The organism is Comamonas terrigena NBRC 13299, assembly GCF_006740045.1.
GTDB lineage: Bacteria > Pseudomonadota > Gammaproteobacteria > Burkholderiales > Burkholderiaceae_C > Comamonas > Comamonas terrigena.
In genome coordinates this window covers 1,924,448-1,948,651 of record NZ_AP019749.1, presented here as the reverse complement: position 1 = coordinate 1,948,651, position 24,204 = coordinate 1,924,448, and the positions used below count along the sequence as shown (strand labels likewise).

Sequence of the window (24,204 nt, the reverse complement as noted above, 5' to 3'; positions counted from 1 at the left end):
ATGAAACTGTTGCGCCGCTCCCCGGCCCCCACCAGCCTGCGCCTGCGCCTGGTGCTGGGACTGAGCCTGACGCTGTGCGTGCTGTGGGGCAGCGTGGCGGCCTGGATGTTTCCCACCATGCAGCGTGAGCTGCGCACCATGCTGGACGACCGGCTGATCGCCAGCGCCCGCATGGTGTCGGGCATCGTCCACCAGTTCCAGCCGGCGCAGGTGGATGCCATCACACCCGCTAACAACGCCCTGCTGTCGGTAATTGCCCGCGACGGCGTGGCCTGCGAGGTCAGCCTGGTGCGCAGCGAGGTGGACATCCTGCCGCTGGCCAAGACCAGCAACAGCCCCGACTTCACCCCGCTCACCCGCTCCGGCTTTGGCAGCATTGAAAAAGGCGGTAAATCCTGGCGCACCTATGTGCTGGAGGAAAACGGCATCCGCATTGCCACCGCCGACCGGCTGGACGTGCGCGAACAGCTGGTGCAATCCTTTGTCTATACCCTGGTGGTGCCCTTTGTGCTGGCCCTGGCCGGCGTGGTGCTGCTGACCTGGTGGATCTGCACCCTGGGTCTGGAGCCGCTGCACCGCCTGGGGGAAGAGCTGCAGCACCGCCCACCCCAGGACCCTTCGCCCGTGCAGACCGGCCAGGACACGGCCGAGCTGGCCCCGCTGGTGGGCAGCCTGAACCAATTGCTGGGCCGCATGAACCGCGCCATCGAGCACGAGCGCCGCTGGACGGCCGACGCCGCCCACGAGCTGCGCACCCCGCTGACCGCCATCAAAACCCATGTGCAGGTGGCACAGCTGGTGCTGGAACGCCACGCACCACCCGGCCCAGGCAGCCCGGGCAACCCCGCCAGCCAGGCTCTGAAGCAGGCCAGTGAAGGCATTGACCACATGCACGCCACACTGGAACAGCTGCTGCAACTGGCCCGCGTGGAAAGCGCCAGCACCGGCACGCCCCCCAGCACGGAGGGTACTGCCATCGCCGAGGCCCTGCACCTGGCCTGCCGCCAATCGCTGCAGCGCGCCAACAAGGGCGACACCCCCACGCCCAGGCTGCAGACCGACCTGGAACCCGCCGCACTGCACGACTGGGAGCTGCCGCTGGCCCCCGCCCTGCTGACCTGCGCCGTCACCAACCTGGTAGACAACGCCCTGCGCCACCACCTGGGCGAGCAACCCATCACCCTGCAACTGAGCCTGCAGCCTGCCGGCACGGGTACAGCTGGCGATACCGATGGCGTTGATGAAGGGCTCGACCCGGCCCATGGCACAACAAGCCACGGAACGGCGGGCACGACAGGGGTGGAGGCCTGTGCCAGCACGGCCACCGCCACCTTGCAGATCCAGGTGCGGGACCATGGCCCTGGATTGAGCGCCGAGGAATGCGCCCAGGCCCTGCAGCGCTTTTGGCGCAAGACATCAGCCACCCAGGGCAGCGGCCTGGGCCTGACCATCGTGCAGCGCATCGCCGAAAGCGTTGGCGGCCAGTTGCACCTGGCTCCGGACGCACCGGGATTGGTCGCGACCTTGTCGCTGCCGCTGCAGCGGGTGGCACACCGCGCGGCCTGAAGCGCCAGGGGCAATATCTGTCACTCTGGCGCCCCCAGATACCTCTTCGGCATCTTTGCAGGAGACGCCAGCAACCGCCAGCGTCATGCGCCCCGCAGGACGCCGCCGCGACGGAACGCTCAGGCTCCGGGGTGAATTGCCCGGTCGGCCACTACCACGCCATCGGCATCGGCATACACCCAGTCCCCGGGACGCACCGTCACCCCGGCCAGTTGCACGGCCACGCCGGACTGGCCTTCGTTGCGCTTTTCCGTGGGCAGCGGCATCAGCGCCAGCGCGCGTATGCCCACGGCGGCGGCACGCAACTCGGCCACATCACGCACGGCACCATACACCACCACCCCCGCCCAGCCGTTGCGGGCGGCTGCTGCTGCCAGATTGCCGCCCACCAGCGCACGGCGCACCGAGCCGCCTCCATCCACCACCAACACCCGGCCCTGGCCCGGGGAGTCGACCGCCGCCTTGACCAGGCTGTTGTCTTCAAAGCACTTCACCGTGAAGGCCGGGCCGGCAAAGGACTCCACCCCGCCAAAGCTGGGGAAGACCGGCGGCAGCACCCGGAACTGGCCGGATTCGTCGTTCTTGTACACATCGCACAGATCGCAGGTGGCAACCTGAGGACCGTGGGCAGAGGCAGTGCGCATGAAAAAAGCTCCAAAACAATAGTCATCACCCGTAGGGCCGCCCGTGATGGCGGATCCCGGCGTTGGCGCCGAGGCCCTTGACAGAGGGGCAGCATGCGACCACACGCAAGCCGGCAAACGACAGCCGACGGCAGATCGCAGGCAGCACGTGCAAGCCACCGGGAGGGGCAGCCCTATCATCCCGGCAGCCGCTGACAGGCTCCCGACAACACAGGCCACAGTCTTCCACAGATGTCCGCCAGCCACCTCTTCCTGGGCCGCCAGCGCTGCCCTTCGCCCCTGGAAATTGCCTCCGTAAGCTAGCGCAGCCGCCACCGCTTTTTTGTCGCCATGGCGTCCTGAACAACCATTCGGGCGTGCCGCCAGTGCCGGAAACCCGCCAAAAGTGACGTTGCACAACAATTCGAGGCAAAAAAAGGGGCCAGTCAGCTTGGAATGGGCAAATTTTCCCAGTAGGATTTGCTGATGCCTTGCTGCAAGACCGCAGCGTGGCGAAGAGAACCACACTTCCTCAACAAGGACAAGCAACCATGGCAACTGCAAAGAAGGCAACCGCTGCACCGGCAGCACCTGCAAAAAAGCGCACCCCTAACGCAGCCTTCATGAAACCCCTGACCCCCAGCGCCGCTCTGGCTGCCGTGGTCGGTTCCACTCCCCTGCCACGCACCGAAATCATCAGCAAGCTGTGGGTCTACATCAAGGCCAACAACCTGCAAGACGCTGCCAACAAGCGCATGATCAACGCCGACGCCAAGCTCAAGGAAGTCTTCGGCAAGCCCCAAGTCTCCATGTTCGAGATGGCAGGCCTGATCGGCAAGCACGTCAAATAAAGCGTCCTTCACTGGATTCGAAAAGCCGGCCTTGTGCCGGCTTTTTTGCGTCTGGCGCGCCCCCGTGCGTCCACCGCCCACCGGCCCGTCCGTGCCCAGCGATCTGTGATGGTTTTACCCCTGTCTGTCATACCGTGTCATGCGGCGTACTCAGCCGCTGCTCCATGCAGCGCCGTGTGACTTAACTCACAAAGAAAGCAAGCACCAACCCCAGCCGGATCGCAGTCTGCTTTTCCGCCATTTGTTGCAGAGTGGCAACAAACATCAGGTTTACATTCCAAACCCAGCAATAGTAGTGAGAACAATTATCAGTAGTGTCTAAAATCCAGCGTCCTCGGGCCGACCCGAGACCGGATTTTCTCTACCTTTGCTCACATGTCTACACTCAAAAACACACCTACAGACATCAACGCACTGCACTGCGAGCTCACGCAGATCGTGGTCGCTGCTGGCCTGTGCCTGATGGGCGGCAACGCGCTGGCCCAGCAAGAAGTCACCCTGCCTTCCGTGCAGGTGAACGCCACGGCCGACGCTCCCTTCAACCCCCAGACTTCGCCCCAGGGCAAGTTCACGGCCCCCTTGGTGGACACCCCCAAGACCGTGCAGGTGATCGGCGAAGAGATCATCAAGCAAACCGGCGCCACCAGCCTGAAAGATGCGCTGAAGTCCACCCCCGGCATCACCTTCGGCAATGGCGAAGGCGGCAACCCCTCCGGTGACCAGCCCTTCATCCGCGGCATGGACTCCCAGGCCAGCACCTTCGTGGACGGCATGCGTGACATCGCCGCCGGCACCCGCGAAGTGTTCAACCTGGAATCGGTGGAAGTCATCAAGGGCGCTGACTCGGCCTACGCCGGTCGTGGCGGTGCGGGTGGCTCCATCAACCTGACCACCAAGAAAGCCAAGAACGACAACTTCGTCGCTGGCGATGTGGGCCTGGGCACCGACAACTACAAGCGCGCCACGCTGGACCTGAACCGCAAGTTGGGTGAAACCACCGGTTTCCGCCTGAACGCCATGGCCCATGACGCCGACATTCCCGGCCGCGATGGTCCTCAAAACAAGCGCTGGGGCATTGCTCCTACCGTGACCTTCGGCATGGGCACGCCCACCGAAGTCACGCTGTCCTGGCAACACCTCAAGACAGACAATATTCCCGACGGTGGCGTGCCTTACCTCTACAGCAACACGGCCATGGCCAAACTGCCTGGTGGCAGCACGGTGCGCCCCACCTATGGCAATGACCGCGCCAACTGGTACGGCCTGACCCACCGTGACTACGAAAAAGAAACGAGCGACCTGTTCACGGCCACCGTGGAACACAAGTTCACCGACACCAACAAGATCCGCAACAGCCTGCGCTACAGCAAGACCGACCAGGACTACATCTGGACGCAGCCCGACGACAGCAAGGGCAATGCCATCAATGGCTATGTCTGGCGCCGCGGCAACGCACGCGTTTCGGAAACCACTACCCTGCAGAACGTGACCGAGCTGACGGGCAAAGCCCAGACGGGCTCCGTGGGCCACAGCTTTGCACTGGGCCTGGAACTGTCCAAGGAAAAAGCCGAAGTCCGTTCTGCCGCCATCCAAAGCGGCGGTACCTGCACCTCGGCGGTCGCCCCATGGTGCACCACCTTGAGCAACCCCAGCGGTGCCAATGCCCCCTGGACATTCGCCTGGAGCCTGCCAGCACAAGCCACGACCAACCAGGTCGACACCATCGCCCTGTATGGCTTCGACACGCTGAAGTTCAATGAGCAGTGGCTGCTGAACCTGGGCCTGCGTGCCGACCACTACAAGACCTCGGCTTCGGGCCCTGCCGGTGGCCGTGCGCCGAACACCTACCCGGCCTACGACATCTCGCGTTCCGACACCCTGTTCAACTACCAGTTGGGCCTGGTCTACAAGCCGGCACCCAATGGCAGCATCTACGCCAACATCGGCACTTCCACCCGCCCTGTGGGCAATGCTCTGGGCAATGCCAATGAAGACATGGTCATGACGACTGCCAGGGCAGCCGACATGAAGCCCGAAAAGACCCGTTCCATGGAACTGGGTACCAAGTGGGATCTGCTGGACAAGAAGCTGGGCCTGACCGCCGCAGTCTTCCGCAATGAAGTGACCAATGCTCGCATCACCGAAGGTGGCGTGGACTACATGGCCGGCAGCAAGGTGGTCAACGGCATTGAACTGGGCTTTACCGGCCAGATCCTGCGCAACCTGAGCGTCTTTGGCGGCTATACCTACATGGATAGCGAACAAAAGGACATGGGTGCAGGCAATGCCGCCAACGGCCAAGCCTTCCCCAACACCCCCAAGCACAGCTTCAGCCTGTGGACCAGCTACAAGCCCACGGACAAGCTGACCCTGGGTCTGGGTGTGTATGCACAAAGCAGCGTCAACGCCAGCTATGCCCTGTCGACCGCTCCTGGTGGCGGCATCGTGACCAAGGGCGTCAGCGGCTACTCGCGTTATGACGCCATGCTGGGCTACCAGATCAACCGCAACCTGGCATTCCAGCTGAACCTGTACAACCTGGGCGACAAGGTGTACTACAGCGGCGTGCGCTCGCCCCACTACGCCAACATTGCGGCTGGCCGCTCTGCCGTGGCTTCGCTCAAGTTCACGTACTGAGCCCCCTGACCCGCCTGCGCACTTGATGTAGCGCAGGCCAGCGTCACAGCCCCGTGGACCACCATGCCCACGGGGCTTTTTGCATTCACACTTACGGCCTGTACCCTGTCCCGTCTTGAAGGATTATTCCTGCCATGCTGCTGCGTATTCCCGCCCTGCTGTCCGCCGAAGATGTGCGCCAATGCCGCCAAGCGCTTGAACAAGCCGATTGGCAGGATGGCCGCACCACCGCCGGCTTCCTGGCCGCCCAAGTCAAAAACAATCTGCAGCTGCCGCTGGACAGTGCCACGGGCAAGACCCTGGGCAGTCTGATCCTGGACCGCCTGGGCCACCATCCGCTGTATCTGTCCGCCGCCCTGCCCAGCAAGGTGCTGCCGCCGCGCTTCAACCGCTATGAAGGCGGCGGCACCTACGGCAACCACATCGACAATGCCCTGTTCACCATCCCCGGCACGGCCATCAAGGTGCGCACCGATGTGTCAACCACCGTGTTCTTCAGCGAGCCGGAGGAATATGAAGGCGGCGAGCTGGTCGTGGAAGACACCTTCGGCCAGCAGACCGTCAAGCTCGCTGCAGGTGACGCCATCGTCTACCCCGGCACCAGTCTGCACCGCGTGAACCCGGTCACGCGCGGCACGCGCTATGCCTCGTTCTTCTGGACCCAGAGCCTGATCAAGTCGGCCGAACAGCGCCGCCTGCTGTTCGATCTGGACCAGTCCATCCAGCAGCTCAGCAGCGAACTGCCTGCGCACCCCCGTCTGTCCACGCTTTCCGGCACCTACCACAACCTGCTGCGCATGTGGTCCGAAGCATGACAGACACGCCTTCCGCAGCGCCCGTGCTCAACGCGCTGGGCCAGGCAGTGCAGCCGGCGCTGTCGCGCATCCCCTCCGGTATCGGGGCCCTTGCCGACTATGCGCGCCAGGCACGCCACCATATCGAAGCCCATGCCTGGGCGCACATCGAAAGCGGCTGCGACCAGGCCCAGGCCCTGGCACACAACCGCCAGGCACTGGATCGCATCCGCCTGCTGCCCGAGCCTTTGCCGGACCTGTCTCAGGCCCATACCCACCTGCAACTGCTGGGCCAGGCTTTCGACTGGCCGGTGCTGCTGGCTCCGGTGGCCTACCACCGCCTGGCCCACCCAGAAGGCGAAATTGCCAGCGTGCGCGCAGCCATGGCCATGCGCACCGGCATGGTGGTCAGCACCCTGTCGAGCTACACGCTGGAAGAAATCGCCCAGGCGGCCAACGCCGCTTCCCAGGAACTGGGCCGCACGGCCCCGCTGTGGTTCCAGCTCTACAGCCAGCCCGACCGCCAGCACACGCTGTCCCTGGTACGCCGCGCAGAAGCAGCCGGCTACCAGGCCCTGGTGTGGACGGTGGACGCCAACATCAAACGCTCGGGCTACCCCTTGCCCCCCGGCGTGGAAGCCGTCAATCTGCGCGGCATGCCACAGCCACAGCAGACCGGCGACCTGATGGACGATCACATCCTGTTTGGCACACCGCTGGCCACCGGCGCACCCCGCTGGAGCGATCTGGAATGGCTGCGCACACACACCCATCTGCCGCTGATCGTCAAAGGCATTCTGTCGCCACGCGCAGCACGCCAGGCGGCGGCACTGGGAGCCGATGCCATCGTGGTGTCCAACCACGGTGGACGCGTATTGGATGCGGCGGTCTCCCCGATCGATGTGCTGGCCGATGTACGCCAGGCCGTCGGCCCGCAATTGCCGCTGCTGCTGGACAGCGGCATCCGCCAGGGCACCGACGTGCTCAAGGCCCTGGCACTGGGCGCCAATGCCGTGCTGATCGGCCGGCCGCAACTGCACAGCCTGGCGGTGGCCGGTACGCTGGGTACGGCGCACATGCTGTACCTGCTGCGCTCCGAACTGGAGCTGGCCATGGCCCAGACCGGGTGCGCCCAGCTGCGGCAGATCGGCGCCGACCTGTTGTGGCAGCCGCGTTGAACCGTACCAGGGTGCAGGCGTAGGCCTGGCCCGTCAGTACACGTCCCGCCGGTAGCGGCCGCTGGCGGCCAGGGCCTGCAGCTGTTCGCTGCCCAGCAGCTCACGCAGCATATCGTCCACCCCCTTGGCCATGCCTTGCAGGCTGCCGCACACATAGATGGCGGCACCACGCTCCACCCAGTGGCGCAGGCGGTCGGCCTGCTGGGCCAGCAGTTGCTGCACATAGCCGGGCTGCGCGACATCGCGCGACCAGGCACGGTCCAGCCGAGCCAGTTGCCCCTGCGCCACCCATTGCTGCAGCTGTGCATCCAGCAGTTTGTCGTGTTCGGGGCTGCGCTCGCCAAACAGCAGCCAGTGGTCAAACTGCTGCTGCTGCACCCGCGCCTTGATATGGCTGTACAGCCCCGCCAGACCGGTGCCGTTGCCAATCAACACCACCGGGCGGTCCATATTGCCTTCCAGCCGGAAGCCGCTGTGCGCGCGGATGCGCAATGCCAGCGTGGCGCCAAGCGCCATCTCCTCGCACAGCCAGCGGGATGCCACGCCCAGCTCGCCATCGTCCCGCACGCTCTGGCGCACCAGCAGCTGCAGGCAACCATCGGCTGGCACCGACGCAATGGTGTAGTCGCGCGGCGCATCCGGTTCGCCCGGGGGGCAGAGCGACACCAGATCCCCCGACTCCCACTGCGGCAGCTGGCCGTTCTCGGGCGCCCATTCCAGCAGGTACACCGCCCCGCCCTGGCTGCCCGGGTTCAAATGCGTGCGGCTGCGCAGCACCCAATGCTGGCTGCTGTCTGCCGACTGCCAACCGGCCGCCGCCTGGCCCGTGACAGCGTGCAGCAGCGCACCTACGCCGTCCTGCCAGTCCGCCAGCGCACGGGCCTGGGCCGGCGCATGGCCGCTGTCCATGCACACCACCTGGGTCTGGGCACCCTGGCCCTGCAGCCAGGCCTGCACCCGCAGGCCAAAGGCACAGAACTGCTCATATTCACGGTCACCCAGCGCCAGAATGCGGGCATCGTGCCCCCGCAGCGCCGCAGACTGGGGCAGCAACTGCTGCACAAAAGGCAGTGCCTGGTCGGGCGCATCGCCCTCGCCCGTGGTGGACAACAGCCACAGGCTGTGGCGGCAGGATTGCAGCTGCGCCAGCGTCAGCTCCTGCACGGGCACCAGCTGCACCGGGCAGCCGCCAGCGTGCAGGGTGCGTGCGGTATCGTGGGCCAGGGCCTCGGCCTGACCAGTCTGGCTGGCGTAGACCACCAGCATGGCCGCACCATCAGCGCCGTCCCCTTGTTGCAGGCTATGGCGCTCACGCTGCAGCGCATGGCGCTGTTGTCGCAGCCGCCAGGCCACACCCGAGCACAGACCCGCATAGCCCAGCACCAGCGCCAGCGCACCACCCAGACGCGCCGGGGTCACAATCCAATCCATCATGCTGATCTCAAAACCATAGCTGTGTGTACACCTGCCGCAGAGAACCCCATCCATTAGCCACCGGGTATGGCATTTCACAGCGCGCAGGCGACTCTTATTGTCCAAGGCCTCCAGCGGAGGCAAAACGCGCATCCCATGCCGGCGTGCTGCGCCGCTGCCCCTGGGGATGCGCTGCATCAGGGTGGGTGTGGAACACGGCAGCCACATGCTGTGCCAGCGCGAAATCCCAGCCCGCCTGCGGCCCCAGCACGGTGAGCACCGTGGCCAGGGCATCGGCGTGCATGCAGGCCGCATGAAAGACGGTGATGCTGGTCAGGGCGTGCGCCACCGGCTGGCCGGTACGCGGGTCTATAGTGTGCGAGTAACGCCGCCCGCCCTGGGTGAACACATGCCAGTGGTCTCCGGAGGTGGCCAGGGCACCGCCTTGCAAGGGCACGGCTTCCGGGGTGGCACTACCCTGCGCTTCGGGCGGCAGACCGGCCACGGCCACGCGCCATGGCTGCCCATCGGGGCGCTGGCCCCAGCCCAGGATCTCGCCCCCAATCTCCAGCAGCCCATGCTGCCAGCCGGCGGCTTGCAGGCGCTGAGCCACCCAGTCCACGGCAAAGCCCTTGGCAATGCCGCTCAAATCCAGTTGCAGGCCACCCGGCTGCAGCACGCGCCGCTGCGCAGGTTCCCATTGCAACCGCTGGTAGCCACAGTGGCGCAGGGCCTGGGCGACCTCGGCCTCCGAAGGCAGCTGCCCGCTGTGCGCTTGCTGCGGCTGCGCTCGCGGGCCATAGCCCCACAGCGCCACCAGAGCGCCCACCGTCGGGTCCCAGGCGCCATCACATACCTGTGCCCAGTGCAGGGCCGCATCGATGACCTGGGCCAGCTCCGCTGGCAGCTCGTGCCAGCTGCCGGGTGCGGCCGCATTGAAGCGCGACAGCCGGGAATCCGCCTCCCAGTTGCTCATCTGCGCAATGACTTCGTCCAGGGTGGACTGGACCAGGGCGTGTACGGGCGCCAACGGTGCATAGTCGGGGTTGACCAGCCGAAGCGACCAGGTGGTGCCCATGGTGGCACCGCCCTGGGTCTGCAGGCTGCGGTCCTGCTGCAGCTGCATGCGCTGCGCTCCGGCGGCCTGCCAGCCAACAGTGGCAAACGACGCAGGCACCGCTGTGGCAGCAGGCACAGCAGCCACCGCCGGTGCCGGGCGCTGCCAGATGCCGCTGCCGAAATGCACGCGCGGCACCTGGCGAACGCCGGGCTTCACAGGATCCGGCAGAGCGCGTGCGGGGGACTTCATGCGGGCTGCACAAGACAAGGGCCATCTGCCCACTGTCACGTGAGCAGATGGCAACCCGCCATCAGGGCATCACTTCCAGCGTGGCCACATAGGCCAGACGGCGTTCCTTGGCCTGGGGCACCGAAGTCTTGTTGTCCTTGACGTCGGCATCCAGCCAGTACATGCCAGCCACGGGGAACTTCACCTTGAACTGGCCCTTGGCGTCGGTCACCAGCTTGATCTCGTTCACTGCATCGCGGTAGCGCTTGCCTTCGGGCACCAGCACCACTTCCACGTTGGCAGCAGGCTTGCCGTCCACATGGAAGGCGAATGTGGCTTCCTCACCCACCACCAGATCGTTGGGGTGGGTCACCGGGGCCAGCTCCAGGCCCTTGCCGCTCAGGCGCAGTGCCGAAGGCTTGCCCATGGTCACAAAGGTTTCGATGCGGCTGGCGCTTTCGGCCACCATCACCTCCTTGGCGTCGGCAGGGATCTGCTTGACGATGTCTTCCACCGATCCACGCAGGCGCTTCATCTGGCCGGCGGCATCCTTGTACGAACCCATGGCACCCTGGTTGACGATGCTCAGTTGGTAGGTGCCGGCTTTTTCCGGCTTGAGGTCGAACACACTGCGCAGTTCACCCTTGGCCACGTTCTGGGGCTGCACGGTGCTGCCGTCGGGTGCGGTGATGGTCAGCTTGTCCACGGCCAGGGGGCGGTGGTTGAAGAAGAAGATGTCGTTGGAGACGGCCGCATCCACCGTCACCCAGTCGGCCTTGGACAGCACGGTGCTCGACGGCTTGAGCCACAGATTGTGCGCCTGGGCGCCCACGGCAGCGCAGGCCAACGACAGCGCAAGGGCAAGGCGGGAAGCAGAAAACATGGTGACTCCTTGGAATAGATGGTCGAAACAGAGAAAGCGGGAAACCCGGGAAGCAAGGCTGGGTAGCAGCGCGGAAAGACAGCGGATCAGGCCGATCAGGGCTTGAGTTCGAGCGTAATGTCGCCCAGCTCGCTCTTGCCCTTGACGTTCAGGTTGGTGGCCTGCTTGACGGGCCATTCGAACGGAATGGTCACCAGTTCACGGCCGCCCACTTCGCGGGCCGCTTCCACCTGCAGCTTGTACTGACCGGGAGCCAGCTTGGGCAGCGGGTTGCGGCCTTCGGTAAACGACAGCGCGTGCTTGCCGGCGGGCTTGGTGGGCTGGGTCACGCCGTCGATGGGCATGGTCAGTTCACGGCCGGTGCGGCGCCACCACTGGCGCATGTCCTTGAGCCACTTGATGCCTTCGGCATCGCGCATCTTGGTGTCGTACCACACGGACAGCGTGGCGGCCACCGAGTTGTCGGCGCGCTCCACCCACACGGCCACATAGGGGCGGTGGTATTCGGCCACGTCCAGGCGCGGCACTTCCACGCCCACATTCATGCTGCCGGCAATGGCGGGCAGGCCAGCCACGGCGCTCAGCGCGGCCGTGAATCGCAAGATTTTTGTTGTCATGGAATGTCCCTCTCAAGTGATTCGGTCAATGTTCAGTGCACCAGCAGCATGGCCAGCAAGGCGGGAATCAGCAGTCCCAGCCCCACCATGGGCCAGGTCATGGGCCGGCGGCCCGCATGCATCTGCAAGATAAACAGGCCGGTGATGCAGAACACCAAGCAGGCCACGGCAAACACGTCAATGAACCAGCTCCACGCGGTGCCGGTGTGGCGGCCCTTGTGCAGGTCATTGAAATAAGAGATCCAGCCCCGGTCGGTGTGCTCGTACTCGGCCTCGCCGTCCTGCAGGCCGATGCGCAGCCAGGCATCGCCGCCCGGCTGGGGCAGTGGCACATACGCCTCGTCCTCGCTCCACTCCACAGCGCGCTGGCGGGTCTCTGCCCCCAGCACCTCGCGCGCCCAGGTCTGCACGGTGACCGGCAGGCTGGCGCCTTCCTGCGGCTGGGCTTTCTGTGCCTCGGCCGCCTGCTGCAGCACCGGCAGCAGAGAGTCAGGCAACCGGTCCTGGCGGGAGACCACGCGGGGCTTGGCCTCGATCTGGCCGGCATGGTTGAGGGTGAAGCCCGTCACGGCAAACAGCAGCATGCCCACCAGACAGATGGCGGAGCTGACCCAGTGCCATTCATGCAGGGTTTTCAACCAGTAGGCACGTTGGGAAGAAGGGGAGGCTTGCATACACAAAAAGATGGCGTGCGCACGGACCCTGCCCTGCGCCACGAAGCCCTCGATTCTAGGGCCAACAAATAAAAATAGCTCTCATTTACCTAAGATTTACGCAGACCCCGGCCCCCCCCATAGCCCCGCCCCTGGGACGTACAGGGCCATTCCAGCCCCTTACCTATATAGAAGAGAGGAGCACCGCACCCACTGGGGGCGGCACCTCCCCCCGCTTTTCCACTTTCAGGAACCTCTGCAACGACTATGAACAAGATAGACATTGCAAATGCGATAGATTCCTATTTATAATCATTCCCATCTTTTAACAGCCAGCCACATCTGCTTGAGACCATGATTGTTTGTGTTTGCCGCCGGGTTTCTGACCGCGAAATCGCACGCCACGCACATGCGGGCATGTCTTTCGACGAGATTCAGTTCGAACTCGGCGTGGCCACCCAGTGCGGACGCTGCGAAAGCTGTGCCCGTGACGTGGTGGACAAATGCTGCTCCAGCGGCACGCATGCTGCGATTCACAATGAATCTGCCAAGCCGGTTCAGCTTGCCACCTCTATTTTGGAGAGCAAAGCATGGCCTTCCTCGCAACCGTCACTGGCAGTCTGATCCTGGTCCTGGGGTGCTCCCTGTGGATTTTCCGGCGCTAGCCCATCTCCTCGGGTTGCGCCATGTTGACCTGAATGGGTCCGCAATCCGCTAGTCTTCGAGGGGTCGTGAACCAGACCCTGTGCAAGTGCCGGCCTCGTGGCCGGCTTTTTGATCCCTATGTCTTCATCTGAACGTTTCGCGCCGACCGGCAATATGCACCGCAATGCGGTCATCACCGGCTCGGTGCTAGCACTGCACGTGGCCGGCATCTGGGCGCTGCAACATGCACTGACCCACACTCCCGAGCCGCTGATCGTGCCCGCCGAGGTGATTGCCGAGTTCATTGCGCCGCCCGCCCCCGAGCCACAGCCTCCGGCCCCTCCACCACCGGCTCCCCCGACACCCCAACCACCCAAGCCCACACCCAAGCCGGCACCGGTCCCCAAGCCGGTGCAAAAGCAGCCGCTGCCCAAGGCCATCGCGGACCCCACACCCTCCCCCAACGCGCCCACCGGCACGCTGGACAGCGAGCCCAGCAAACCCGTGCCGGCCGCACCGGCTGCCCCCCCGGCTCCGCCCGCACCACCGGCACCGCCCGCGCCGCCAGCCATCCAGCTGCCGTCCAGCAACGCCGCTTACCTGAACAATCCCCGTCCGTCCTATCCGGCGATCAGCCGCCGCATGAACGAACAGGGCAAGGTGGTGCTGCGCGTCTTCATTGACGAGCAAGGCCAGCCCCAGCAGCTCGAAATCAACAAGTCCAGCGGCTTCGAACGCCTGGACAAGGCGGCCCTGGAAGCCGTCAAACGATGGAAATTCGTGCCCGGCAAGCGCAACGGCGTCCCCGAAGGCATGTGGAACATCGTCCCCATCAATTTCGTTCTCGAATAAACATTCATCTCAGGAGTTTTCATGGAATCCCAATTCGGCATTGCCCACGTCTGGGCACAAGGTGACTTCGTCATGCGCAGCGTGGCCATCCTGCTGCTGATCATGTCGGTCGCCTCCTGGGCGGTCATCATCATCAAGACCCTGGCCTTGGTGAAGTACAAGAAGCAAGCCCGCCAGGCCAAGGACTTCTGGCACAGCGAAGACTTCAGCGCCGGTCTGAGCAAGCTGGACACCGACCCCTCCAACCCCTTCCGCTACATGGCCCTGGAAGGCCGTGAAGCCCAGTCCCACCACCGCAAGACCAGCGCCCACCTGCACGACGCGCTGGACATCAGCGACTGGATGACCCGCTCGCTGCGCTACTGCGTGGATGAGTTCACCGCCCGCCTGCAAGCCGGCCTGGCCATCCTGGCATCAGTGGGCTCCACCGCCCCCTTCGTGGGTCTGTTCGGCACCGTCTGGGGCATCTACCACGCCCTGGTGGCCATCGGCACCTCGGGCCAGGCTTCCATCGACAAGGTGGCCGGCCCCATCGGCGAAGCACTGATCATGACCGCCTTCGGTCTGGCTGTGGCCATCCCCGCCGTGCTGGGCTATAACGCCCTGGTGCGCGGCAACAAGAACGTGCTCAACGGCCTGAACACCTTCGCCCACGACCTGCACGCCTACTTCGTGACCGGCGCCCGCGTGGACAGCGGCCAAGGCCACCACAACGTCTCTCCCATCAAGAAAGGCGCGTAAGCCATGGCTTTCGGCACCCAAGACGACAGCGATGAAGTCATGAACGAAATCAACATGACGCCCCTGGTGGACGTCATGCTGGTGCTGCTCATCGTCTTCATCATCACCATCCCGGTGATGAAGCACTCGATCAACGTCGACCTGCCCCGCGCCAGTAACGAGCCCGAGAAGGTCAAACCGCAGAACGTGAGCCTGTCCATCACTGCCGATGGCAAGTACCACTGGAACAAGGAAGCCATCTCCGACGAGGAACTGGTAACCCGCCTGCAGGCCGAAGCCGCCAAGGATCCGCAGCCCGACCTGCACATCCACGGCGACAAGGAAGTGCGCTACGAGCGCGTGGCACAGGCCATGGCTGCCGCACAAACTGCGGGCGTGCGCAAGATCGGTTTTGTGACCGACCCTGTCACAAAATAAGCCCACCTGCCCCTGGGCCTGGGCAGGCCACCAAAAAAACACCCCGCATGGCGCGCAGCCTGCGGGGTGTTTTTACGTGTCCGCCACAGCGGGACTCGCCGGCGCCCTGCGCCGCTGCACGCTTTCAGTTGGCGCGAATGATCTGGGCCACGGGCGCGTGGCCGTGGTTCAGCGGCCCATGGCCATGGCCGGTACGCACGGCCGCACCGGCGCGGATCGCCTCCAGGATGTAGCTACGCGCGTGCGCCACGGCATCGGCCAGCGGCAGGCCCAGGGCCAGATGGGCCGCGATGGCCGACGACAGCGTGCAGCCCGTGCCATGGCCGTTGTGCGTGGCAATGCGTGGCGACTCCAGCGTGCGGCGCAGACCGTCCTGCGCAGCCAGCAGGTCCACCACCCAGTCACCGGGCAAATGTCCGCCCTTGACCACCACGGCCGGCGCGCCCAGCGCCAGCAAGTCGCTGGCAGCAGCCTCCAGCGCGTCGATGCCATCGATGGGGCGGCCGATCAGCAGGCTGGCCTCGTCCAGATTGGGTGTCACCACCGTGGCCAGCGGGAACAGCTCGCGCACCAGCACGTCCTTGGTTTCTTCGGCAATCAGGCGGTCGCCGCTGGTGGCCACCATCACCGGGTCCAGCACCACCTGTTGCAGGCCGTGGCGGCGCAGGGCGTCAGCCACCGTGCGCACCACTTCCGGCGTGGCCAGCATGCCGATCTTGACGGCATCCACACCGATGTCTTCCACCACGGCGTCGATCTGGCCGCGCAGAATATCCACCGGAATGCTGTGGATGCCGGTCACGCCCAGCGTGTTCTGCACGGTAATGGCCGTGATGGCCGTCATGCCATAGCAGCCCAGGGCACTGAAAGTCTTGAGGTCGGCCTGGATGCCGGCGCCACCGCCGCTGTCGGAGCCGGCAATGGACAGCACACGCACATAACGCGAAGTTGGGTGCGGCGCAGAGGATGTCTGAGGGGTCATAGGGCAAAAATTATGACCCAAGCCAAGGCTTGTGCCGACAAGGCCATCCCAGGTATGCGGCTTGTGCTGTAATTCCTGCTCACGGACGAAACAGGGGTGTCCATCGGCCCGCCGCACAGCGGCACGGGCCGCATGCGACTGAGAACAGACCCTGGGGCCGCCTGGATGCCGACCCGGCACGCAGGCGACCCCGACACCCGATCCAGGTCATGCTGGCGTGGGGAGTTTCACAGCCGGTGGCCGCCCTCTGCAGGCTATGCCACCCCGTTTGGTCCCTGGATTGCCTTCTAACCGCCTTGGACGAAACGACACCGCCATGCTTGCTCTGACTGCACCTTCCCATATCGCCATTTTGGGCGCCGGCCTGATGGGCCGCCTGCTGGCCCTGGAGCTGGCGCGCGAAGGGCACCGCGTGGAAGTGTTCGAGGCCAAGGGCCCCGAAGCCGACGGCGCCGCCGCCCGCGTGGCCGCCGCCATGCTGGCCCCGCTGGCCGAATCGGCCATCACCGAGCCCGGCGTGGTGCACATGGGCCAATACGCCCTCACCCGTTGGCCCGAGCTGATTGCCCAGCTCGACGCTCCGGTCTACTTCCAGCAAAACGGCACCCTCGTGGTCTGGCACCGCCAGGATGCACCCGATGCCAGCCGCCTGTGCAGCCTGTTCGAGAAGAACCGCCGCATCAATCCCACGCTGCCGGCGCTGGAAAGCGTCAGCCACGCCCAGATGGCCACCGTCGAGCCGGCACTGCAGGGCCGCTTCCAGCAGGGCGTGTACCTGCCCGGCGAGGGCCAGCTGGACAACCGCCAGCTGCTGGCCGCACTGGAAACCACCCTGGCCCGCCTGGGCGTGCAATTCCACTGGCACACCGCCCGTGAAACCACGGACTTTGCCCCGGGCAGTGCCGGCCAGCCCGATCTGGTGCTGGACTGCCGCGGCCTGGGCGCCCGCACAGAGTGGAGCGCGCTGCGCGGCATCCGCGGCGAGGTCGTGCGCGTCCACGCCCCCGAAGTCACGCTACAGCGCCCCACGCGCCTGGTGCACCCGCGCTACCCACTGTACATCGCCCCCAAGCAGGACCATGTGTTTGTGATCGGTGCCACCGAGATCGAGTCCGACGACATGGGACCGGCCAGTGTGCGCTCCACCATGGAACTGCTCAGCGCCCTCTATACCGTGCACTCCGGCTTTGCCGAGGCACGCATTCTGGAGATCGCCACCCAGTGCCGCCCCACCCTGCCCGACAACCTGCCCGCACTGCGCTGGCTGGATGATCGCGTGCTGCAGGTCAACGGCCTGTACCGCCACGGTTTCATGATCTCCCCGGCCATGCTGGACATCACATTGCAGGTTTTGCGCAGCGGAGCCACCGACTTGGCCCGACAATTCGATGTGGCCGTGCACCTGCCGCACACCGCTGCCCAGACCACTGCCCAGGCGGCCTGATCCAGCCCTTACAGCGATATCGCCGCCTCCTCCACGGGTTAACCCGTAGTAGATTTTTGCCTTTTTACCCCGACCTGAGAGCCCATGCACATCACCATCAACCAGCAATCCGTGGAACTGCCTGCCAACGCCACCGTGGCCGATGCCGTGGCCCAGTGGCAGGCCAAGCCGCCCTTTGCCGTGGCGGTGAACACCGGCTTTGTGCCCCGTGGCCGCTATGCGGCCCATGCGCTGGCCGAAGGCGACCAGGTCGAAATCATTGCCCCCGTGACCGGCGGCTGACCGCAGACTCGGGCCCCATTCAGCGTCCAATGGACCGCTCCCTCGCCCAGCAGGCGCCGGAGCCCTACGCCAACACAGAAGTATTTCATGTCGACCGACACCACCGCATCCTCCGCTGACAGCCTGACGCTGTACGGCCAGACCTTCCACAGCCGCCTGCTGCTGGGCACCTCGCGCTACCCTTCACCCGCCGTGCTGGAAGCGGCGGTCGCCCGTGCGAAACCTGCCATGGTGACCGCCTCGCTGCGCCGCCAGGGCAGCAGCGCCGCCGAAGTGGCCGAAACCGGCGCCAGCTTCTGGGAGCTGCTGCGCAAGCTGAACGTGCCCGTGCTGCCCAATACCGCTGGCTGCATGACCATCCAGGAAGCCGTCACCACCGCCCAGATGGCGCGCGAGGTGTTCGACACCCCCTGGATCAAGCTGGAGCTGATCGGCGACGACTACACCCTGCAGCCCGACACCCTGAACCTGGTGGAGGCCGCCTCCATCCTGATCAAGGACGGCTTCCAGGTGCTGCCCTACTGCACCGAAGATCTGGTGCTGTGCCAGCGCCTGGTCGATGTGGGCTGCCAGGCCGTCATGCCCTGGGCCGCGCCCATCGGCACCGGCCGCGGTCCCGCCAACCCCTATGCTATGCAGACACTGCGCGAGCGCCTGAACGTGCCGCTGATCGTCGACGCCGGCCTGGGCCGCCCCTCCCACGCCTGCACCGTCATGGAATGGGGCTTTGACGGCGTGCTGCTGAACACAGCCGTGGCCCTGTCGGAAGACCCCGTGCGCATGGCAGGTGCCTTTGCCGACGCCGTACAGGCCGGCCGCGACGGTTACCTGGCTGGCGCCATGGCCGAGCAGCGTGCCGCCCAGCCCAGCACCCCGGTGCTGGGCACTCCGTTCTGGCACCACGCCTGACCCTCGCTGGAAGACCACGCCATGCACACTGCAGAGATCCAGGCCCTGGCGGACGCCATCGTCCACCACCACAGTGCCACCTTTGGCGCGCGCCTGCACCACGATGCCAACTCCGTAGAACTGGTGCCCCAGCCCACGCCGCCGGCACTGCGTACAGAGCCTACCTATCTGGCGGCCCTGCAGGCCTGCAGCCGCCTGGGCTTCATCGCGGTCGATGCCGAATGCCTGGCCCAGGCCTGGCAGCGCCAGGCCGAGCGGACCAACCACTTCGACGTCACCCACTGGCCGGACGATCCCCAGGACTTCGGCCTGGCCGGTGCCGATCCCGCCCAAGCCTTCCCTGCCTGCCCGCGCCAGCTGGGCCTATACGGCGTGCTGCCCACGGCCGAATGGGTGGGCCGCATGGCCCGCGCCGGGGTGCCCACGGTGCAACTGCGTTTCAAAAGCGACAACGCCGCTGCCATCCGTGCCGAAGTGCGTGCAGCGGTTGCAGCTGTCCAGGGCACCAACGCCCGCCTGTTCATCAACGACCACTGGCGCGAAGCCATCGACGCCGGCGCCTACGGCATCCACGTCGGCCAGGAAGACCTGGACGCGCTGGCCGGCGAGCACCTGGCCGCCATCCACGCCAGCGGCCTGCGCCTGGGCGTCAGCACCCACGGCTACGCCGAAATGGTGCGCGCCCATGCCGTGCAGCCCAGCTACATCGCCCTGGGCGCCGTGTTCCCCACCACGCTCAAGAAAATGGCCACCGCCCCCCAGGGCGTGGCCCGTCTGCAAGCCTATGTGCGGCTGATGCAGGCCTACCCGCTGGTGGCCATCGGCGGCATTGCCGCGGAACAGTTCGGCGACATCGCAGCTACCGGTGTCGGCTCCATTGCCGTGGTGCGCGCACTGGTGAATGCGCCCGATCCGCAAGCAGCCGCGCGGGATCTGATGGCAAGGCTGCCGCAGCCCGCCCAGTCCTGACCGCCAGCCGGTCTGCGAACCTGCAGCGGTGCCCCCCCGAGCGCCATCGCCACAAGAGGACTTCGGTTGAAGTCCTCTTTTTTTTGCCTGGATTGTGGCGTGCAACCCACTGTACGCCCGTGTCGCCCCGCACCCCGGAGCGGGACCGTGACCGGAAGCGGCATGCACACGGCCACCGCCTTGCTGCTGCGCCGGGATCGGCCAGACGCCGGATATACCGCGGCTTGCCAAAGTCTGCAATCAATTTTGGAAGCAGGCTTTCCCCCCATACAGGGCTTTCCAAGGAATCTCATCCTCGCTTATAAACTCTTCGCAGCCACTGCGGATGAAGACCCGCTTAATGCACAGTGGCGGCCCGCGACTTTCCACTCAACCGGTGATTGGAAGCATGGCCGGGACCCGAAACGTTTGGACTCCCGGCGTGCCTCCAGGGACCTTGCGCATCCAGATGACAAGCCTCCGCTCCCACACGCTTTTGCGTCGCATCGTGCTCGGCAACCTGGTGGTGGCCGCCCTGCTGTGCTTTGCCACCTGGTTCAGCATGCATGCCAATTACCGTGCCGACATGGACCTGGGCATTGCCGTCACCCGGCACCAGGCGCGCAGTCTGAGCCTGGAGCTGGCAGCCGAGGTGCGGCTGGTGGACAACGCCCTGTCCTCCATTGCCAACCGCTATCGCACGCGCAGCTTCGAAGGCCTGCCCACGGCCAACCTGGCCCTGTACGAGATGCTGCAGGAGCAGCGCGCCCTCATCCCTTTTGTCACGGCCTTGCGCACCACCGACAGCAAGGGTGAGGTCCTGATCACCCCCAGCGAGATCGACGAACCTTTTTCGGTGGGCGACCGCGACTATTTCGCCCAGGCTCGAACAACCGACCAGATGGTGGTGTCCGAGCCCCTGGTCAGCCACTCCTTTGGCAAATGGTCCATCGTGCTGGCGCGGCGCCTGCTGTCCGAGGACGGCAGCTTCCAGGGCATTGTGTATGCCATAGTCGCGTCCGAGCACTTTCACGATCTGTTCCAGCGCCAGTCGTTTGGTTCCAGCAGCGCCATGGCCTTGCGCACCGACCAGGCGCTGCTGGTCGCGCGCTATCCAGGGGCCAGCCAGGATGCCGAAACCGGTATCGGCAAGGCCACGGTCTCGCCCGAATACCACCGCGCCATCGCCCGCGACCGCGAGGAAGGCTGGTACATCACGCCCACCCTGCTGGATGGCGTGGAGCGCATCACCGCCTACCAGCGCTTGCAAGGCTACCCTCTGACGGTGTTCACGGGGCTGGGCACGGAAGCCTATATGGCCATGTGGCGCGCCTCCGCCTGGCGTGCCTGGGCGCTCACCGGCCTGTGCATTCTGCTGATCGCTTTGGGTTCGGTCGCCCTGTACCGCCTGCAGCAGCGTGAACACCGCATCCGCAAAGAACAGGAGCTGGTCATCAACAACGACCTGATCGGCATGGCCCGCCTGCGCGAACGCCGCATCGTGTGGACCAACCCCGCCCTGCGCCGCCTGCTCAAACAGCCCGCCTCGGCGCTGCATGGCGCGTCCACACGCATGTTCTATCCGGACGATGCGAGCTACCGGCTCATCGGCGAGAAAGCCTACGCCTCCTTGCTGGCCCGCGGCAAGTTTCACAAGCAGTTCCAGCTGCAGGCATCCGACGGCAAGCGCTTCTGGGTGGACGCTTCCGGCACCCTGCTGAATGCGGACGAGTCGCTGTGGATCTTTGTGGACATCGACGCCCTCAAGCAAGGCGAGCAGGCCGCCACCCACCTGGCCAACCACGATGCACTCACCGGTCTGGCCAATCGCCGGGCGCTGGAAGACACCCTGACCCAGGAGCTGACGTCCGGCCAGATGGTGGCGGTGTGCTTCATGGACCTGGATGGCTTCAAGCAGGTCAACGACACCCAGGGCCACGACGCCGGCGATGAAGTGTTGCGGGTGGTCTCCGCCCGGCTCACGGCCCAGGCCCGCGCGGGCGACTGCGTGGCCCGCCTGGGCGGTGATGAATTCGTGGTGCTGCTCGCCAACCTGCACACCCCCGGGGAGGCGCTTTCGGTGATGCAACGCTGCATGGATGCAGTGCGCCAGCCCATTGCCCTGCACGAGGGCATCATGGCCCAGGTCGGCATCAGCATCGGCATTTCCGTCAGCACCGCAGGCAGTTCCACGGCCACGCTGCTGCAAAGTGCCGACGAAGCCATGTACGCCGCCAAGCATGCCGGCAAGGGCCGCATCGTCCAGCATGCGGACCTGCAGCAGGGCGCCGTCAGCTGACGCCCAGGCCTGCAGCGACTGGAAGAAGCTATAGCCACGCCCTTCGCCCGCCGAAGCTGTGGGCAAAGGACCTTGGCCGCCGCCCGCCCTCTCCGGACCCGGCGGCCCTGGGGGGCTTCAGTGCCCTAGGCCTAGATGCCCAGGAATTGAAATGGCGCCGATGGCTTGAATTGCGACGTGGCATTGCCCGAGAATGTATGGTCCTGATCCGGGCCCAGATCCAGCTTCAACACCTTGCCGCTTTGTGGGCTGAAGTCCAGTTGCTTCAGATCCACCCAGAAGGTATTGGGCGTCAGTGCAGACTCAAAGAAATACAGCTTGCGCTGGTGATCGAACACGGTACGCCAGCGGGTGGAAGAAATATTGGGTTGCCCCGGGGTGCTGATGCCGTAGGGCACCGACGCATTGCGGATCACGCTGAACACGCTGGCCAGGTTCTTGTTCGGAGTCTGGTCCTTGGGAATGGCATTCACATAAAACGATGCACGTGCAAAACGGTCGGCAGCCCGGTTGGTGCCCGGCAGCATGACCGTGCCGCCAATCTGCTGCCAATAGGTGTTCAGCGCCAGTTGCTCTTCAAAAATCGGCGAGTTGGTCATCACCTGGTATGTGCGGCTGTGGTGAATGACCTGCTTGCCCCCGATGTACTCCACGATGGCACTGTCACCACTGGCGTCGGACATGGACAGATGCAGCGTGGTCAGCCGGTTCTCACCCGGCACATTGTCTGTCACGATGGTGAAGGGCTCTTTCTGCAGTGCCGCCACCGCTTCCTGCACCGTCGCAAAATTGTCCAGCACATACTGCGCCCATGCGGCAATCGTCAGCCCGGGCTTGCCACGGCCATCGAATGCGGGGTATTCCGATTCCACCAGCCACAGCAGATTGGCATTGAGACCGGCCTCGTTCACGCCGTCGGTGGTCGAAACATCGTAGCCCGAGGTGATGACGCTGCCGTACTTGGACGTCCAGCGTACAGTGTTGGGCCCTGTTTTGCCATTGCGCTCCATGCCCCGCGGCAGCACCCAGAGGTTGCTGACAATGTCGTTCTTCCAGTCCATGGAGCGGGCGGTCACCACCTGGCCATTGGCCCCGTGAAACACCAGTCGGGTGCAAGCCCAGGCACTGGACGCGGCAGCAATCCCCGCCATACCGAGCAACAACGCAGCACATTGCGGACGAATGCGTGGCAAGTTCATGTTCATCAAGGCCTCCTGAAGCGCAAACGAAAAGCACCAAGCGAAACCGGAACGCAGCGCGCAGGTACAAGCCTTCGCACCCCAGGACAAGGCTTCTTGCTGTGCCCTGCCCGCGGTGCATGGTAGGGCCACAACCGGGTTCATCGCAAACGATTCCCAGCCCTACACTATGCCAAAACGCCACCCTGCCGGCCCAAGGCCAGCTTGCCAACAGCCCCAGCGGCCCGGTCAGACCAGGGGCTCGGCCAGTCCCTCGGTGGCGATCATGCGCTGCACGGCCGGCCGCGCCAGCATCCGCTGCAGATAGGCACCGAGCAGCGGCCATGTCCGCGCCGGCTTCGCAAAGCCCCGGGTCCAGCGGCACAGCATGAACGCATAGGGGTCCAGCACCGTGTACTGCGCCCCCAGCAGCCAAGGGCCTTCGCTCTGTTGCAACTGCGCTTCCAGCTGTTCGAGCAGGCTGGCGATCTTCGATTCCGCATGGGCCTGCACCTGCCTGGCGCCCGATTCGTTGCCCGCATCCACCCAGCGCTCGGGATAGAAATAGACAATCAATGCGGTCTGCAAGGTGTTGCTCAGCCACATCAGCCACTTGTAGAACGCGGCACGCTCGGGCGTAGCCAGCAGAGGTGCCATGCCGCTTTCAGGGTGGGTATCGGCCAGGTGCAGGCAGATGGCGGCGGTTTCGTACAGCACCATGCTGCCTTCCACATACACCGGGATCAGACCATTGGGATTCAGGCGCAGATACTCCGCCGATTTGTGGGCATTCACCTCGCGCTTCACCTTCACCAGTTCGAACGCCTTCCCGATTTCTTCCAGAACGATGTGAGGAGCCATGCTGGCGTTGCTGGGATAATAGAACAGTTGCTTGGTGGTTGCCATGGTGAAAGTCGGTGGTGTGTGCCGGGGGAACGAGGAAGACGCGGCCGCTTGCACAGCACAGCGGGCGGGGTGGGCACGATGGTATGCGGGAAACCGGT

The 24,204-nt window shown here is 65.1% G+C and carries 23 protein-coding genes; 14 read left to right on the top strand and 9 right to left on the bottom strand.

Annotation, left to right across the window (positions count from 1 at the left end; all coding sequences use genetic code 11):
- Positions 1-1,566: an ATP-binding protein gene (locus CT3_RS08915; RefSeq protein WP_066534753.1), complete on the top strand. Its 1,566-nt coding sequence runs from the start codon at positions 1-3 to the stop codon at positions 1,564-1,566.
- A 119-nt stretch (positions 1,567-1,685) separates the two neighbouring features.
- On the opposite strand, the gene rraA is transcribed toward CT3_RS08915, so the two are convergent.
- Complete coding sequence (gene rraA, locus CT3_RS08910) at positions 1,686-2,210, bottom strand: ribonuclease E activity regulator RraA (RefSeq protein WP_066534756.1); 525 nt, start codon at positions 2,208-2,210, stop codon at positions 1,686-1,688.
- Positions 2,211-2,740: 530 nt separating this feature from the next.
- Between rraA and CT3_RS08905 the strand changes: the two genes are divergently transcribed.
- The 4 genes from CT3_RS08905 (at position 2,741) to CT3_RS08890 (ending at position 7,649) form a co-directional block, all read left to right on the top strand.
- Complete coding sequence (locus CT3_RS08905) at positions 2,741-3,040, top strand: SWIB/MDM2 domain-containing protein (RefSeq protein WP_066534759.1); 300 nt, start codon at positions 2,741-2,743, stop codon at positions 3,038-3,040.
- Between the two features lie 375 nt (positions 3,041-3,415).
- On the top strand, positions 3,416-5,677 hold the full coding sequence (locus tag CT3_RS08900; protein WP_066534761.1) for a TonB-dependent receptor: 2,262 nt from the start codon (positions 3,416-3,418) through the stop codon (positions 5,675-5,677).
- Between the two features lie 134 nt (positions 5,678-5,811).
- The gene (locus CT3_RS08895) at positions 5,812-6,492 is read left to right on the top strand and encodes a Fe2+-dependent dioxygenase (protein WP_066534765.1); all 681 of its coding nucleotides are present in this window, start codon (positions 5,812-5,814) and stop codon (positions 6,490-6,492) included.
- Positions 6,489-7,649, top strand: coding sequence for an alpha-hydroxy acid oxidase (locus tag CT3_RS08890; protein ID WP_066534769.1), 1,161 nt, complete (start codon positions 6,489-6,491; stop codon positions 7,647-7,649). Before CT3_RS08895 ends, CT3_RS08890 begins: the two co-directional genes overlap by 4 nt.
- A 33-nt stretch (positions 7,650-7,682) precedes the next feature.
- Here the strand turns inward: CT3_RS08890 and CT3_RS08885 are convergent, their stop codons facing one another.
- The 5 genes from CT3_RS08885 to CT3_RS08865 form a co-directional block, all read right to left on the bottom strand.
- Positions 7,683-9,083, bottom strand: coding sequence for a sulfite reductase subunit alpha (locus tag CT3_RS08885; RefSeq protein ID WP_265331847.1), 1,401 nt, complete (start codon positions 9,081-9,083; stop codon positions 7,683-7,685).
- A 94-nt stretch (positions 9,084-9,177) separates the two neighbouring features.
- Positions 9,178-10,371: an FAD:protein FMN transferase gene (locus CT3_RS08880; RefSeq protein WP_066534771.1), complete on the bottom strand. Its 1,194-nt coding sequence runs from the start codon at positions 10,369-10,371 to the stop codon at positions 9,178-9,180.
- Between the two features lie 61 nt (positions 10,372-10,432).
- Positions 10,433-11,233, bottom strand: a complete 801-nt coding sequence (locus CT3_RS08875) for a DUF4198 domain-containing protein (protein WP_066534773.1) — start codon at positions 11,231-11,233, stop codon at positions 10,433-10,435.
- Between the two features lie 95 nt (positions 11,234-11,328).
- Entirely contained in the window at positions 11,329-11,850 is a 522-nt protein-coding gene (locus CT3_RS08870) for a DUF2271 domain-containing protein (protein WP_066534775.1), read from the bottom strand.
- Positions 11,851-11,882: 32 nt separating this feature from the next.
- On the bottom strand, positions 11,883-12,524 hold the full coding sequence (locus CT3_RS08865) for a PepSY-associated TM helix domain-containing protein (RefSeq protein WP_066534778.1): 642 nt from the start codon (positions 12,522-12,524) through the stop codon (positions 11,883-11,885).
- A gap of 333 nt (positions 12,525-12,857) precedes the next feature.
- Here CT3_RS08865 and CT3_RS08860 point away from each other — a divergent pair, with 333 nt between their 5' ends.
- The 4 genes from CT3_RS08860 (at position 12,858) to CT3_RS08845 (ending at position 15,158) form a co-directional block, all read left to right on the top strand.
- Positions 12,858-13,127, top strand: a complete 270-nt coding sequence (locus CT3_RS08860; RefSeq protein WP_083520358.1) for a (2Fe-2S)-binding protein — start codon at positions 12,858-12,860, stop codon at positions 13,125-13,127.
- 159 nt (positions 13,128-13,286) lie between these two features.
- On the top strand, positions 13,287-14,000 hold the full coding sequence (locus CT3_RS08855; RefSeq protein ID WP_066534783.1) for an energy transducer TonB: 714 nt from the start codon (positions 13,287-13,289) through the stop codon (positions 13,998-14,000).
- Positions 14,001-14,021: 21 nt separating this feature from the next.
- Positions 14,022-14,741: a MotA/TolQ/ExbB proton channel family protein gene (locus tag CT3_RS08850; protein ID WP_066534790.1), complete on the top strand. Its 720-nt coding sequence runs from the start codon at positions 14,022-14,024 to the stop codon at positions 14,739-14,741.
- 3 nt (positions 14,742-14,744) lie between these two features.
- Positions 14,745-15,158 carry an ExbD/TolR family protein gene (locus tag CT3_RS08845; RefSeq protein WP_066534792.1) on the top strand — a complete coding sequence of 138 codons (414 nt, stop codon included), beginning with the start codon at positions 14,745-14,747 and terminating at the stop codon, positions 15,156-15,158.
- Positions 15,159-15,282: 124 nt separating this feature from the next.
- Here CT3_RS08845 and thiD read toward each other — a convergent pair whose 3' ends face one another.
- On the bottom strand, positions 15,283-16,140 hold the full coding sequence (gene thiD / locus CT3_RS08840; RefSeq protein ID WP_066534795.1) for a bifunctional hydroxymethylpyrimidine kinase/phosphomethylpyrimidine kinase: 858 nt from the start codon (positions 16,138-16,140) through the stop codon (positions 15,283-15,285).
- 316 nt (positions 16,141-16,456) lie between these two features.
- On the opposite strand from thiD, the gene thiO reads away from it, so the two are divergent.
- From thiO to CT3_RS08815, 5 genes are all read left to right on the top strand, one after another.
- On the top strand, positions 16,457-17,584 hold the full coding sequence (gene thiO / locus CT3_RS08835; RefSeq protein WP_083520359.1) for a glycine oxidase ThiO: 1,128 nt from the start codon (positions 16,457-16,459) through the stop codon (positions 17,582-17,584).
- An 84-nt stretch (positions 17,585-17,668) separates the two neighbouring features.
- The gene (gene thiS / locus CT3_RS08830; protein WP_066534798.1) at positions 17,669-17,866 is read left to right on the top strand and encodes a sulfur carrier protein ThiS; all 198 of its coding nucleotides are present in this window, start codon (positions 17,669-17,671) and stop codon (positions 17,864-17,866) included.
- A gap of 87 nt (positions 17,867-17,953) precedes the next feature.
- Positions 17,954-18,775 (top strand): thiazole synthase, encoded by an 822-nt coding sequence (locus CT3_RS08825; RefSeq protein WP_066534803.1) that lies wholly within the window; start codon positions 17,954-17,956, stop codon positions 18,773-18,775.
- A 21-nt stretch (positions 18,776-18,796) separates the two neighbouring features.
- Positions 18,797-19,744 (top strand): thiamine phosphate synthase, encoded by a 948-nt coding sequence (gene thiE, locus CT3_RS08820; protein WP_066534806.1) that lies wholly within the window; start codon positions 18,797-18,799, stop codon positions 19,742-19,744.
- 448 nt (positions 19,745-20,192) lie between these two features.
- On the top strand, positions 20,193-22,022 hold the full coding sequence (locus CT3_RS08815) for a sensor domain-containing diguanylate cyclase (protein ID WP_066536063.1): 1,830 nt from the start codon (positions 20,193-20,195) through the stop codon (positions 22,020-22,022).
- 131 nt (positions 22,023-22,153) lie between these two features.
- Here CT3_RS08815 and CT3_RS08810 read toward each other — a convergent pair whose 3' ends face one another.
- Both CT3_RS08810 and CT3_RS08805 read right to left on the bottom strand, forming a co-directional pair.
- Complete coding sequence (locus CT3_RS08810; RefSeq protein ID WP_066534808.1) at positions 22,154-23,227, bottom strand: linear amide C-N hydrolase; 1,074 nt, start codon at positions 23,225-23,227, stop codon at positions 22,154-22,156.
- A 222-nt stretch (positions 23,228-23,449) separates the two neighbouring features.
- Positions 23,450-24,106, bottom strand: a complete 657-nt coding sequence (locus CT3_RS08805; RefSeq protein WP_066534811.1) for a glutathione S-transferase family protein — start codon at positions 24,104-24,106, stop codon at positions 23,450-23,452.
- Positions 24,107-24,204 lie beyond the last annotated feature (98 nt).